This is a genomic window from Kitasatospora sp. NPDC056531 (genome assembly GCF_042794375.1).
In the GTDB taxonomy this organism is placed as follows: Bacteria; Actinomycetota; Actinomycetes; order Streptomycetales; family Streptomycetaceae; genus Kitasatospora.
The window spans coordinates 321,407-333,907 of sequence record NZ_JBHTTU010000001.1; the positions used below are offsets into that span (position 1 = coordinate 321,407).

General features: G+C 73.5%; 12 protein-coding genes. 5 read left to right on the plus strand and 7 right to left on the minus strand.

Translation table 11 applies throughout. The features are described 5' to 3' along the window. Window positions 1–205 precede the first annotated feature (205 nt). Both ACFQ87_RS01620 and ACFQ87_RS01625 read right to left on the minus strand, forming a co-directional pair. Window positions 206–901, minus strand: coding sequence for a response regulator transcription factor (locus tag ACFQ87_RS01620; protein WP_030061050.1), 696 nt, complete (start codon window positions 899–901; stop codon window positions 206–208). Next, window positions 898–2,376, minus strand: a complete 1,479-nt coding sequence (locus ACFQ87_RS01625; protein WP_380608512.1) for a sensor histidine kinase — start codon at window positions 2,374–2,376, stop codon at window positions 898–900. The genes ACFQ87_RS01620 and ACFQ87_RS01625 overlap by 4 nt, the downstream gene beginning before the upstream one ends. A 306-nt stretch (window positions 2,377–2,682) precedes the next feature. Between ACFQ87_RS01625 and phoU the strand changes: the two genes are divergently transcribed. Then, window positions 2,683–3,372: a phosphate signaling complex protein PhoU gene (phoU, locus tag ACFQ87_RS01630; RefSeq protein WP_380608513.1), complete on the plus strand. Its 690-nt coding sequence runs from the start codon at window positions 2,683–2,685 to the stop codon at window positions 3,370–3,372. A gap of 167 nt (window positions 3,373–3,539) precedes the next feature. Continuing rightward, the gene (locus ACFQ87_RS01635) at window positions 3,540–3,719 is read left to right on the plus strand and encodes a hypothetical protein (protein WP_380608515.1); all 180 of its coding nucleotides are present in this window, start codon (window positions 3,540–3,542) and stop codon (window positions 3,717–3,719) included. Window positions 3,720–3,811: 92 nt separating this feature from the next. Here the strand turns inward: ACFQ87_RS01635 and ACFQ87_RS01640 are convergent, their stop codons facing one another. Both ACFQ87_RS01640 and ACFQ87_RS01645 read right to left on the minus strand, forming a co-directional pair. Then, window positions 3,812–4,408 (minus strand): lytic polysaccharide monooxygenase, encoded by a 597-nt coding sequence (locus tag ACFQ87_RS01640; RefSeq protein ID WP_380608516.1) that lies wholly within the window; start codon window positions 4,406–4,408, stop codon window positions 3,812–3,814. Between the two features lie 254 nt (window positions 4,409–4,662). Further along, entirely contained in the window at window positions 4,663–5,421 is a 759-nt protein-coding gene (locus ACFQ87_RS01645) for a phosphoglyceromutase (protein ID WP_380608517.1), read from the minus strand. Window positions 5,422–5,571: 150 nt separating this feature from the next. Here ACFQ87_RS01645 and ACFQ87_RS01650 point away from each other — a divergent pair, with 150 nt between their 5' ends. After that, window positions 5,572–6,873 (plus strand): MDR family MFS transporter, encoded by a 1,302-nt coding sequence (locus ACFQ87_RS01650; RefSeq protein ID WP_380608518.1) that lies wholly within the window; start codon window positions 5,572–5,574, stop codon window positions 6,871–6,873. A 9-nt stretch (window positions 6,874–6,882) separates the two neighbouring features. Here ACFQ87_RS01650 and ACFQ87_RS01655 read toward each other — a convergent pair whose 3' ends face one another. Beyond that, the gene (locus tag ACFQ87_RS01655; protein ID WP_380608520.1) at window positions 6,883–7,395 is read right to left on the minus strand and encodes a YbjN domain-containing protein; all 513 of its coding nucleotides are present in this window, start codon (window positions 7,393–7,395) and stop codon (window positions 6,883–6,885) included. A gap of 93 nt (window positions 7,396–7,488) precedes the next feature. Continuing rightward, window positions 7,489–8,862, minus strand: coding sequence for a D-inositol-3-phosphate glycosyltransferase (gene mshA, locus ACFQ87_RS01660; protein WP_380608521.1), 1,374 nt, complete (start codon window positions 8,860–8,862; stop codon window positions 7,489–7,491). 207 nt (window positions 8,863–9,069) lie between these two features. On the opposite strand from mshA, the gene ACFQ87_RS01665 reads away from it, so the two are divergent. Further along, window positions 9,070–9,903, plus strand: coding sequence for a class I SAM-dependent methyltransferase (locus ACFQ87_RS01665; protein ID WP_380608522.1), 834 nt, complete (start codon window positions 9,070–9,072; stop codon window positions 9,901–9,903). Window positions 9,904–10,137: 234 nt separating this feature from the next. Here ACFQ87_RS01665 and ACFQ87_RS01670 read toward each other — a convergent pair whose 3' ends face one another. Further along, entirely contained in the window at window positions 10,138–10,701 is a 564-nt protein-coding gene (locus ACFQ87_RS01670) for an O-acetyl-ADP-ribose deacetylase (protein ID WP_380608523.1), read from the minus strand. 236 nt (window positions 10,702–10,937) lie between these two features. On the opposite strand from ACFQ87_RS01670, the gene ACFQ87_RS01675 reads away from it, so the two are divergent. After that, entirely contained in the window at window positions 10,938–12,455 is a 1,518-nt protein-coding gene (locus tag ACFQ87_RS01675) for a SpoIIE family protein phosphatase (protein WP_380608524.1), read from the plus strand. Window positions 12,456–12,501: the final 46 nt, after the last annotated feature.

Genomic DNA, 12,501 nt, shown 5'->3' on the forward strand with positions numbered 1-12,501 from the left:
GGGGGGAGAAGATGGGGATGGGGAGACGGGCGGGGGGGCGGGGGGCGCGTTGGGGGGGATTGTTGGGAGATCGGGGGGTGGGGGGGGCGCCTTTTGGGGGTTTTTTCGGGGCCTCGGGGGAGGCGGCTACGCGGAAGGCCCCCTCCGGCTGATGCCGGTGGGGGCCTTCCGCGTACGGGCGTCGCCGCGGTCTACGGCTTACGGCTTACGGCTCGAACTTGTAGCCCAGGCCGCGGACGGTGACCAGGTAGCGCGGCGCGCCCGGGTCGGGCTCGATCTTGGCCCGCAGGCGCTTCACGTGGACGTCCAGGGTCTTGGTGTCGCCGACGTAGTCCGCGCCCCAGACCCGGTCGATCAGCTGCATGCGGGTGAGCACCCGGCCCGCGTTGCGCAGCAGCATCTCCAGCAGGTCGAACTCCTTGAGCGGCAGGTCGACCTTGGCGCCGTCCACGGTCACCACGTGCCGGTCCACGTCCATCCGGACCGGGCCCGCCTCCAGGGCGCCCGGGCCGCCGCCGTTCTCGCCCGCGCCGCCGTCCTCGCCGCGGCGGCGCAGCACCGCGCGGATCCGGGCGACCAGCTCACGGGTGGAGTACGGCTTCGTGACGTAGTCGTCAGCGCCTATCTCCAGCCCGACGACCTTGTCGATCTCGCTGTCCTTGGCGGTCACCATGATCACCGGGACGTTGGAGCGCACCCGGAGCTGGCGGCAGACCTCGGTGCCCGGCAGGCCCGGCAGCATCAGGTCGAGCAGGACGAGGTCCGCGCCATTGCGTTCGAACTGCTCCAGGGCGTCGGGGCCGGTGGCGGCGACGGCCACCTCGAAGCCCTCCTTGCGGAGCATGTACGAGAGGGCGTCGCTGAACGACTCCTCGTCCTCGACCACCAGTACTCGGGTCACGATCGGGCCTCCGGGGCAAGCTTGGTTGCGGTTGTCAGGGGTTCTTCCCGCTCCCCGGCGGGGAGCGAACGGGCCGTGCCGTGCGGACGGTCCGTGGTGAGGGTTCGGGGTGCGGCCGCGGGCCCGGCGGTGTGGTCGCCGGGCTCGTCGTCGAAGTCGTCGGCGGGGGCGGCGTCGCCAGTGGCGTCGGTGCCGGTGGCGGCGTCGGCGAGCGCCTCGTCGTCCAGGTCGTCTCCGAGCAGGCCGTCGTCGAGGTCGTCGTCGGCGGGCACCTGTCCGGCGGGCAGGCGGATGGTGAAGGTCGAACCCTGGCCCTCGACGCTCCACACCGAGACGGTGCCGCCGTGCGAGGCGGCGACGTGCTTGACGATGGACAGACCGAGGCCGGTGCCACCGGTCTGCCGGGAGCGGGCCGGGTCGACCCGGTAGAAGCGTTCGAAGACCCGCTCGCGGTCCTTCTCGGAGATGCCGATGCCCTGGTCGGTCACCGATATCTCGATCAGCTCGCCGTCCGCCTCGCCGAGCGCCGCGGCGCTGGAGATCCGGCGGGTGGCGATCGCCACCCGGGTGCGGGGCGGGCTGTAGTTGACGGCGTTCTCCACCAGGTTGCCGAGCGCGGCGGCGAGCTGGCCGCGGTTGCCGTGCAGGTAGAGCCCGGCGATGCCGCCGGCCGAGATCAGGATCTGCTTGGCGGCGGCCTGCTGGCGGCAGCGGTCGATCGCCTCGGCGATCAGCTCGTCCACCGCGACCGGCTCCGGGTCGACCATCAGCCGGTCGTCCTGGACCCGGGAGAGGTCGATGATCTCCTGCACCAGGCTGGCCAGGCGGGTCGCCTCGACCTGCATCCGGCCGGCGAAGCGCTGCACCGCCTCCGGGTCGTCGGACGCGTCGGCGACCGCCTCGGAGAGCAGCGACAGGGCGCCGACCGGGGTCTTGAGCTCATGGCTGACGTTGGCCACGAAGTCCCGGCGGACGGCCTCCACCCGGCGGCGCTCGGTCTGGTCCTCGACCAGCACCAGCACCAGCCGGGAGCCCAGCGGGGCGACCCGGACGGACACCGCGAGCGGCTCGACCGCGCGGGCCGCGCCGGGGCGGGGCACGTCCAGCTCGACCTGCCGGATCTCGCCGTCCCGGCGGGTGGCGCGGGCCAGCGCGAGCATCTGGTCCACGGCGACCGCGCCGCCACGCACCAGGCCCATCGCGTACGCCGCCGAGCTGGCCTTGACCACCTCGTCGCCCTCGCCCAGCACGATCGCGCAGGAACGGAGCACGGAGAGTACGGTGTCGACCCCCGGCGGCAAAGGGGGTTCCGGGTTGCCGGTTCCCAGTCCCTGGGTCCGGCTGTAGTGCCTGCCGCTGAGGTGCCTGCCCCTGGCCTGCTCGCGCTCGCTCCAGCGGAAGGCGATGGAGGCGGTGAGGCCGACGCCGAGCCCGGCTATGGCACAGGCGGCGGCAGCGGCCACGTTCACGTCCATGTGGCCAGCGTAAGCGCACGGCCAGGCCACTCCCCAAGGGCTGGATCAAGGCATCGACCACGCGTTGCCGAGAATTCACCTTCACGTAGCTGCCGATTCACCGCACCGGCCGTGCATCGTCGCCCGAACGGCACAGAGTTGGCCATGCAGCCCGTGTGGGAGAGAACGGCGTGCCGATCAGCGGCCGTCGTCTCAGGTGTGCGCGTACGATTCGCGCCACCAGCAGCGGTCGCCCGAACGCCGGAACGATGGTCGGACGGGCTGACCGGTCGGCACCGCCACCGACACAGCTAGTGAGGAGAGAACATGCGCGACGCGTACCACGAGGAACTGGATTCGATCGGCGACAGCCTGGTCGAGATGGCCCGGCTGGTCGGCTCGGCCATGGGCCGGGCCACCACCGCACTCCTCGACGCGGACCTGGCACTGGCGGAGAGCGTCATCGCCGCCGACGAGAAGGTCAACGACCTCCACCACGAGCTGGAGAACCGCGCCATCGATCTGCTCGCGCGGCAGCAGCCCGTCGCCACGGACCTGCGCATCGTGGTCACCTCGCTGCGGATGAGCGCCGACCTGGAGCGCTGCGGGGACCTCGCCCGGCACGTCGCCAAGGTCGCGCGGATGCGCTACCCCGAGTCGGCCGTGCCCTCCGACCTGCACTCCACCGTCCTGGAGATGGGCCAGCTCGCCCAGAGACTGGTCGCCAAGGCGGGTCTGGTGATCGCCACCAAGGACGTCGCCAAGGCCCTGGAGCTGGAGCAGGACGACGACGCCATCGACTCCCTGCACCGCGAGCTGCTGTCCCACCTGATCGACGAGCGCTGGCACCACGGCATCGAGACCGCCGTCGACCTCACCCTGGTCGGCCGCTACTACGAGCGTTTCGCGGACCACGCGGTGTCGGTCGCCAAGCGCGTCGTGTACCTGGTGACGGGCGAGCACGTGGCCGAGTTCGTGGCCGCCACCGAGGCGGCGGAGGCCGCCGGGGCGGAGTGACCGGCTCCCACCCCTGGGGGTGAGTAAACCTGTGGCGACGGTGGTGCGGACGCACGGTCCTCCGCATGTCCTGCCACTGCACGCCTGTTGACGCTCCCTCCAGTTGGCGGCTTCACTCAATAGTTGGGGGCACAGGAGTGCGCCCGTCACAAGGAGGGAAGCGCTCGATGAAGGCCAACCCGACCCGACCGGCACCCGCCCACAACACCGTCGAGCCACCCGCCCCGAAGCTGCTGCCCGTCCTCGCGGCCGGCTGCGGCTGCGGACCGGGCTGCGGCTGCGGCTGCCAGTCCGGTGCGCCCTGCCAGTGCGGCGGCGCGGACGGCGGCTGCTGCGGCGGCCACTGAGGCATCCGCCGAGGAGTCACGAGGTGCACGGCCGCCCGGCGGCCGTGCACCTCGTCCTTTCCGCTCCGCCCTGTTCCGCCTTGTCCCGTTCCTCAGAACTGGACGTCGGTGCAGGAGTAGAAGGCGTTCCCGGTGTCGGCAATCGTCCAGACCGCGACGACCACCTGGTGGCCGGTGCGCCCGCTCGGGACGGTCGCGGTGTGGCTGAGCGTGCTCGGCACCTGCCGGCCGTTGTACGGGACGGTCAGGAAGGGCGTCAGGTCCAGGCTGTCCCGGGTGACCGGCTGGCCGGCGTCGTAGCCCGGCTTGGTCAGGTAGTACGTGAAGTCGGTGGTCGCGTGCCGGGCGGTGAAGGTCCAGGTGAAGGTCAGCTGCTGACCCGCCGTCACCGGCGTGGTCGGCCAGGCGCCGCCGTGCGGGTCGTCCAGCTCGGCGAAGCGGGCGTTGCCGCCGGCGCAGATGGTGCCGTCGGCGGGCCCGGCGACCGGGAAGCCCTTCGGGCCCTCGACGCTCTGCGGTTCCCACTGGATCTCGCCGCAGTCCCAGGGGACGGCGCCGGCGTCCGCGTCGCAGAGCGCGGCCCGGCTGGGCGGCGTCGTGATGTAGCCGTGGGACTGGGCGGGGAAGGCCAGGGTGAGCGGGATCGCCAGCGCGGCGACGGCCGCCCCGACCAGATGACGTGTGCGCATGGTGCTCCTCCGTGGGGGATGGAGAGTGCGCCGGGGCGCAGACGCGCGCGTGGGGGTGCGGCGGCCCGGGACCTGGGGAAATCCTTGGCATGCCTGCGCCATCCCGGTGCCCTCACAGTAGGAGCCGTCACCATCACCCGTCAATGGTCTGAACCACTTTTGGGTCGAGCTCAACTCGCCTTCCGCGCAGGCCCGTTGAACGACGAAGGCCCCGCCCGCCGGCGAACCGGGGGCGGGGCCTCACGCCGTCGGGCTTACTTCTTGCCCTGGTTCTTGACCGCCTCGATGGCGGCGGCAGCGGCGTCGGCGTCGAGGTAGCGACCGCCGGCGACGACCGGCTTGAAGTCGGCGTCGAGCTCGTAGACCAGCGGGATGCCGGTCGGGATGTTCAGGCCCGCGATGTCGGCGTCGGAGATGCCGTCGAGGTGCTTGACCAGCGCGCGCAGGCTGTTGCCGTGGGCGGTGACCAGGACGGTCCTGCCGGCGGCGAGGTCCGGGACGATGGCGTCGTACCAGTACGGGAGCATCCGCTCGACGACGTCCTTCAGGCACTCGGTGCGCGGACGCAGCTCGCTCGGGATCTCGGCGTAACGGGCGTCACCGGCCTGCGAGTACTCGTTGTCGTCGGCCAGGACCGGCGGCGGGGTGTCGTAGGAGCGGCGCCACAGCTGGAACTGCTCCTCGCCGAACTCGGCCAGGGTCTGGGCCTTGTCCTTGCCCTGCAGCGCGCCGTAGTGCCGCTCGTTCAGGCGCCAGCTGCGGCTGACCGGGATCCAGTGACGGTCGGCCTTGTCCAGGGCGATCTGCGAGGTGCGGATGGCGCGGCGCAGCAGCGAGGTGTGCACCACGTCGGGGAGCAGACCCTCGGCGGACAGGAGCTCGCCGCCGCGGGCGGCCTCCTTCTCGCCCTTCTCGTTGAGGTCGACGTCGACCCAACCGGTGAACAGGTTCTTCTGGTTCCACTGGCTCTCGCCGTGACGGAGCAGGATGAGTCGGTACGTCGTGTCAGCCATGGCCCCCAGCTTAATGGAGGGCCGGAAAACCCCTGGTGGGGACCTTGGTCCGGTGGGTAACGTGTGCACCGCACATTTGCCGCTTACATACGTCGGCTGACCGGGCCTGCCCGCGCCGCTCAGCGGACGCCTGCCCTCGGGAGCCCCCACATGCTCGTCAGCCCGGTCAGCAACCCACGGATCCGAAGGCTGGTGCGGGAGACGGTGGGCGGGTTGCCGCGGCAGTTCTGGTGGCTCTGGGTGAGCACTCTGGTGAACCGCCTCGGATCCTTCGTCGTCACGTTCCTGGCGCTCTACCTGACCGCCGAGCGCGGGTACTCGCCCTCCTACGCGGGACTGGTGGCCTCGCTGTTCGGCCTCGGCTCGGCGATCTCGGCGGTCGGCGCGGGCGTGCTGACCGACCGGATCGGACGCCGGCCGACGCTGGTCGCCGCCCAGCTCGGCACCGCGGTGTCGACCGCCGTGCTCGGCTTCGTGGACGGCCAGGTGGCGATCGCCTCGGTGGCCTTCCTGGTGGGCCTGTGCAACAACGCGACCCGGCCGCCCACCTCGGCGATCATCGCGGACCTCGTCCCGGCCGAGGACCGGGTCCGGGCGTACTCGCTGAACTACTGGGCGATCAACATCGGCTTCGGCCTCTCGGCCGCCGCGGCCGGTCTGATCGCCACCCACGGCTACCTCACGCTCTTCCTGCTGGACGCGCTCACCACCCTGGTCTGCGCGGTGGTGATCTTCATCCGGATCCCGGAGACCAAGCCGCAGGCCTCGCCCGAGCGGGCGGCCGACGCCACCGAGCCGAAGACCAGCCTGCTCACGGTGCTCCGGGACGCCCCGTTCATGGCGCTGGTCGGGCTGACCCTGCTGGTCGCCCTGGTCTTCCAGCAGGGCTCCACCACGCTGGCCGTGGACATGGGCGCCTCGGGCATCACGTCCACCGAGTACGGGCTGGTCATCGGCCTGAACGGGCTGCTGATCGTGGTGCTGCAGATCCCGCTCACCCGGTGGATGGAGGGCCGCTCGCGGACCGGGCTGCTGATCGCCAGCTGCCTGCTCACCGGCTGGGGCTTCGGGCTGGCCGCACTGGCCGGCTCCTCGGCATGGCTGTTCGCGCTCTCGGTGGGCGTCTGGACCGTCGGGGAGATCCTCCACACCCCGGTGATGATGGGCCTGATCGCCGAGCTGGCGCCCACCCACGCGCGCGGCCGCTACCAGGGCGTCTACTCGCTGTCCTGGTCGCTCGCCTCGCTGCTCGGCCCGGCGGGCGGCGGGCTGCTGCTGCAGTACGCCGGGCCGGCGGCGCTCTGGCTGGTCTGCGGGGCGGTCGGCACGGTCGCGGCGCTCGGGTACGTGGCGTTGGCCCGCCGGACGGACGTGGCCGGGCGCCGTACCGGGGCCGTGACCGAGGTGGCGGCGCCCGCGGCGGAGGCCGAGAAGGCTCCGGCGGGCGCCTGAGGGCCGAGGTCAGTCGGCCTTCGGGGCGGCCAGGTGGGCGAAGGCGGCCAGGTTGCGGGTGGATTCCCCGCGCTTGGTCCGCCACTCCCACTCGCGCCGGATCGCCGAGGCGAAGCCCAGCTCCAGCAGGGTGTTGAAGGGCTCGTCGGCGTTCTCCAGCACCGTCCCGAGCAGCCGGTCCACGGCCTGCGGGGTGAGCGCCTCCAGCGGCAGGCGGCCGGCCAGGTAGACGTCGCCGAGCTGGTCGACGGCGTACGCGACGCCGTACATCCGGGTGTTGCGCTCCAGCAGCCAGCGGTAGACGGCCTCGTGGTTCTCGTCCGGGCGGCGGATCACGAAGGCGTTCACCGACAGGGTGTGGTCGCCGACCCGCAGGGCGCAGGTGGTGGACAGCTTGCGGGTGCCCGGGAGGGTCGCCACCAGCGTGTACGGGTCGGCGGCGGCCGGCTCCCAGGCCACCCCGGCGTCGTCCAGGGCGGTGCGCAGGAGGGTCAGGGCCTCGTCCTTGGTGCGGATTGCCATGGGGGTGACGTTACTCGCCAGTACCCGCGAAGCGCAGCCCGTGGAGCGCGGCCCGCAGGGCGCAGCCGCCCCCGCGCACCGGGCGCCCCCGTGTCAGGCCGGGCGGCGGCGGGCCCCGGCCAGGCGGCCGGCCGGGCGGGCCAGGCTGCCGGCGTACACCTCGGCGGTGGTCGCCGCGGCGGCGTCCCAGCCGAAGGCACCCGCGTGCCGGGCCGCCGCCGCGCCGCGCCGGGCCACCAGCGCCCGGTCGGTCACGTACGGCTCCAGTGCGGTGGCCCACTGCAGCGGGTCGTGGCCGTTCACCAGGGAGCCGGAGTCGCCGTCCCGCACCGCGACCGGCAGGCCGCCGACCGCGGCCGCCACCACCGGGGTGCCGCAGGCCTGCGCCTCCAGCGCGACCAGCCCGAAGGACTCGCTGTACGAGGGCATCACCAGGGCCGTCGCCGCGCGGTACCAGTCCGCGAGGCTCGCCTGGCCGACCGGCGGGTGGAAGCGCACCACATCGCCGATGCCCAGCTGGGCGGCCAGCTTGTGCAGGCTCTCCGGCCGGGCCAGCCCGGTGCCGGACGGGCCGCCGACCACCGGCACCACCAGGCGCTCGCGCAGCTCCGGACGGCGCTCCAGCAGCGCTGCCACCGCCCGCAGCAGCACGTCCGGCGCCTTCAGCGGCTGGATCCGGCCGGCGAACAGCAGCACGGCGGCGTCCTGCGGCAGGCCCAGCCGGGTCCGGGCGTCGGCCGCGGCCGACGGGCCACCGGGGCGGAAGACGTCCAGGTTCACCCCGGGGTGGACGACGGCCAGCTGGTCCGGCCTGGCGCCGTAGTGCAGCGCCAGCTCAGCGGCCTCCTCGGTGGTGTTGGCGATCAGCCGATCGGCTGCCTCGACCACCTGGGTCTCGCCGATCACCCGGGCCGCGGGCTCGGGCGTGTCGCCCTCGGCCAGCGCGGCGTTCTTCACCTTCGCCATGGTGTGCATGGTGTGCACCAGCGGCACCCCCCAGCGCTGCGCGGCCAGCCAGCCGACCTGCCCGGAGAGCCAGTAGTGCGAGTGCACCAGGTCGTAGTGGCCGGGGCGGTGGCCGGCCTCGGTGCGCAGCACCCCGTGGGTGAAGGCGCACAGCTGGGCCGGCAGGTCCTCCTTGACCAGGCCCTCGTACGGCCCGGCGGTGACGTGCCGCACCAGCACGCCCGGGGCCAGCTCGACGGTCGGCGCGTCGTCCGAGCAGATCGACCGGGTGAACACCTCGACCTCGATGTTGAGCTCGGCCAGGCGCTTGGCCAGCTCGACGATGTAGACGTTCATCCCGCCGGCGTCCCCGGTGCCGGGCTGGTGCAGCGGCGAGGTGTGCACGCTCAGCATGGCTATTCGGCGCGGACGGCGGCGGCCCGGGACGAGCGACTGGAGCCGGCCGCGCGCGGGCGCGGCGGACTGGGCACGGCGTACCGAACGGACGGGGTGCTGGATCACCTGGCTGAAGCCTCCTCGTGTGCGGCCCGTCTCGGCGGTCCGCGTGAACGGGCCGCCGCATGTCCGGTGTGCGCTGCCCCGTCCGGGCACACATCACCACCAGTGTGCCAACCACGCGGCGGCCGTCCGGCATTCCCGGTCCGGGCGGTGACCTGACCGGGCCGACATCCGCCCAGGTCATGGCACGGGCCGACTACCCTTCTGGGCATGGCTGCCTCCTTCGACCCCGCGACCACCGCGCCCGCCCGCGGGCGGACCGGCCGTCCGGTGGGAACCGTCACCCGGGGCACCACCAACACCAACCGGCTGCGCCGGATGGACCGCTGGATCGCGCACACCCTGGGCCGTACGCTGCGCGCCGCCGAGCAGCCGCCGGTGGCGGTCGACCTCGGCTACGGCGCGGCGCCCTGGACGGCCGTGGAGCTGGCCGGGCGGTTGCGCACGGTGCGGCCGGACGTCCGGGTGGTCGGGATCGAGATCGAGCCGGAGCGGGTCGCGGCCGCGCTGCCGTACGCCGAGGCGCCGCTGCTCACCTTCCGACGCGGCGGCTTCGAGGTGCCGCTGGACGGCGGCGCGCCGGCCCAGCTGATCCGGGCGGCCAACGTGCTGCGGCAGTACGAGGAGTCGGCGGTGGCCGGGGTGTGGGAGCGGCTGTGCGCCCGGCTCGCCCCGGACGGGCTGCTGGTCGAGGGCACCTGCGATGAGATCGGCCGACGGCACGTCTGGGTCGCGCTCGGCCCGGAGGGGCCCCGGACAGTGACGTTCGCAGCCCGGCTGGGCGGCCTGGAGCAGCCCTCCGACCTGGCCGAACGGCTGCCGAAGGCGCTGATCCACCACAACGTGCCGGGGCGGCCGGTGCACGCCTTCCTGGCCGACTTCGACCGGGCCTGGGCGGCGGCCGCGCCGTACGGGGCGTTCGGGGCGCGGCAGCGCTGGGTGGCGGCGTGCACGGCGCTGGCGGGCAGCTGGCCGCTGGTGGACGCGCGCGGGCGGTGGCGGCAGGGCGAGGTCACGGTGCCCTGGACGGCGCTCGCGCCCTAGCCGGGGCCCGTGCCTCAGGGCTGGTGGGCGACGTGCTGCCGGCGCCGGTGGGCGACGCGCCTCAGCGCCGGTGGGCGACCTGCTCCCGGTTCTGGTGAGCGACGCACCGCATTCACTCGAACGAGTTATCGAATATCTCTGGCGTGTTGACGCCCCATCAGGCGACGATGGAGGTCGCCGAGCGACCACACCACACGCCGCTGGGCGCCCACCACGCTCAACCGCGCACAGCCGTCAGCCGTCCTGGCCGAGCAGCTCCCCCAGGGCCCGTTCGAACACCCCGCACATCTCCGACCCGAACAGCACGAACCGCACCTCCGCCAGCCCCGCGCCCGCGCGCGCGTCACCGCCGTCCAGCACCCGAGCGACGGTGCCGAGCGCGATCCGGGCCGCATCCGCCGGCGGCCAGCCGAAGATCCCGGCCGACACCGCCGGGAAGGCCACCGTGCCCGCCCCCAACTCCGCTGCCACGCGCAGCGACTCGCGATAGCAGGAGGCCAGCAGCTCAGCCCGCTCCTCGTACTCCTCCGCCAGATACACCGGCCCGACGGTGTGCACCACCCACCGGGCCGGCAGCCGTCCGGCCGTGGTCGCCACCGCGCGCCCGGTGGGCAGCCCCTTGCCCCAGTGCGAGGCCCGCAGCCGACGGCACTCCTCCAGGATCTGCGGTCCGCCCTTGCGGTGGATCGCACCGTCCACCCCGCCGCCGCCCAGCAAGGACGAGTTGGCGGCGTTCACCACCGCGTCCACCCGCTGTTCCGTGATGTCACCCTCCACCAGGGTGATCCGCGTCACCATCACCTGTCCCCTTTCCCGAGCCCGCCCGGCAGCCGCCGGGACGGGATCCGAGCCGTCATCCGAGTCTGATCACCACACCGCCACCGGCGTGGCAATAACCACAACGGCGCCGGTCGGCCGAAGAAATCCCCGGAGATCACGTTATGGTCGCGAGAAGTTCCCCGACGCGAGGTGCCAGGCGGGCACCGCGGACGGACGCCGGCCGTTACGCAGTCGGGGAAAGGGAGGAACCACCGATGCCCGCAACGGGAGACGGGCGGGCACCTGGTGCCGCGGACCTGCCGGGCGCCCATGACGGCGCCCCCGTCGGCCATGCCCGTAAGCGCCCGGCAACGACCGGCCCGGCGACGGCAGCTCCCCCGATGCCTCACCCCCGGTCACAGCCGGTCCGGACCGCGCACGGCGGGCGGCACCCGTCCCACCTGGCCGAGGTGGGAAACGTTTCGGCACCGGGTGACGGGCCCGCCGACGGCGGCGCCGCACCGCTGCGGCTGCTGGTCATCGAGGACGACGCCTCGGACGCCCAGCTGATCAAGGCCGCGGTCGCCGACAGCGGCACCTCGATCGAGATCCACTGGGCCCGCGGCCTGGACCAGGCCACCCGACTGCTGGCCCAGGCCTCACCCGCCGCCCGGCGCGGGCGCACCCGCGGCGAATTCGGCTGCGTGCTGCTCGACCTGGCCTCCCCGGCCGACCTGCCCCACCCGTCCGACGCCTCGGACGGCCTGGAGGGCCTGCACGAGCTGCTCCGGCGCGCCCCGCACATCCCCGTCGTGGTGCTCACCGACGCCGCCGGGGCCGAACTCGGCGCGGCCGCCGTCGCCGCCGGCGCCCAGGACTTCCTGCTCAAGCACGACACGGACGGCCCGCTGCTGGCCCGCGCCCTGCGCTACGCCGTCGAACGCAAGCGCGCCGACGAGTCCCAGCGCCGCCTGGTCGAGGCCGAACTGCGCGGCCAGGAGAACGCCCGCCTCCAGCGCCACCTGCTGCCCACCCCGCTGCTGGACGGCGCCGGGCTCTCCTTCACCCGGCGCTACCGCCCCGGACGGCGCCGCGCCCTGCTCGGCGGCGACTTCTACGACGCCGTGCGCACCGACGACGGCACCGTCCACGTCGTGATCGGCGACGTCTGCGGCCACGGCCCGGACGAGGCCGCGCTCGGCGTCGCGCTCCGGATAGCGTGGCGCACCCTGGTCTTCGCCGGCCTCACCGGCGAAGCCCTGCTCACCACCCTCCAGCACGTGCTGGAGCACGAGCGGCGCAGCGACGAGATCTTCGCGACGCTCTGCATGCTGGTCATCGAGCCCGGCGGCGCCGACACCGGCCTCGACTCGCTCGGCACCGGCGAGCGGGCCCGGCTCTACCTCGCCGGACACCCGGCGCCGCTGCTGCTCGGCCGCGACCACGCCCCCGTCTCCCTGCCCGCCGACCTCGCCGGGCCCGCGCTCGGACTGCTGCCCTGCCACGACGGGCAGGCCGCCTGGCCCGCGCACGAGCTCGAACTCCGGCCCGGCTGGCGACTGTTGCTCTACACCGACGGACTGATCGAGGGCCGGGTCGGGGCAGGGTCGCGCCGCCTCGGCCAGGACGGGCTGGCCGACCTCATCGCCGACCACCAGTCCGCCGGGCTGACCCGGGGGCGGCTGGTCGACAGCGCGATCGCCGAGGTGGAGGAGCTGAACGGCGGCGCGCTGACCGACGACGTCGCGGTGCTGCTGCTGGAGCGCAATCCGGTGCAGTTGATCCTCGGCTGAGGGGGTCGGCGCCGAGCGGTGCTTCCAAGCGGTGCTTCCAGGAAAC

Coding starts and splice junctions, on each gene's coding strand:
- ACFQ87_RS01650 (WP_380608518.1), top strand. CDS start 5,572: ATGCTCGTCAGCCCGGTCAGCAACCCACGGATCCGAAGGCTGGTGCGG.
- ACFQ87_RS01655 (WP_380608520.1), bottom strand. CDS start 7,395: ATGGCAATCCGCACCAAGGACGAGGCCCTGACCCTCCTGCGCACCGCC.
- ACFQ87_RS01665 (WP_380608522.1), top strand. CDS start 9,070: ATGGCTGCCTCCTTCGACCCCGCGACCACCGCGCCCGCCCGCGGGCGG.
- ACFQ87_RS01635 (WP_380608515.1), top strand. CDS start 3,540: ATGAAGGCCAACCCGACCCGACCGGCACCCGCCCACAACACCGTCGAG.
- ACFQ87_RS01625 (WP_380608512.1), bottom strand. CDS start 2,376: ATGGACGTGAACGTGGCCGCTGCCGCCGCCTGTGCCATAGCCGGGCTC.
- ACFQ87_RS01645 (WP_380608517.1), bottom strand. CDS start 5,421: ATGGCTGACACGACGTACCGACTCATCCTGCTCCGTCACGGCGAGAGC.
- ACFQ87_RS01675 (WP_380608524.1), top strand. CDS start 10,938: ATGCCCGCAACGGGAGACGGGCGGGCACCTGGTGCCGCGGACCTGCCG.
- ACFQ87_RS01640 (WP_380608516.1), bottom strand. CDS start 4,408: ATGCGCACACGTCATCTGGTCGGGGCGGCCGTCGCCGCGCTGGCGATC.
- phoU (WP_380608513.1), top strand. CDS start 2,683: ATGCGCGACGCGTACCACGAGGAACTGGATTCGATCGGCGACAGCCTG.
- ACFQ87_RS01670 (WP_380608523.1), bottom strand. CDS start 10,701: ATGGTGACGCGGATCACCCTGGTGGAGGGTGACATCACGGAACAGCGG.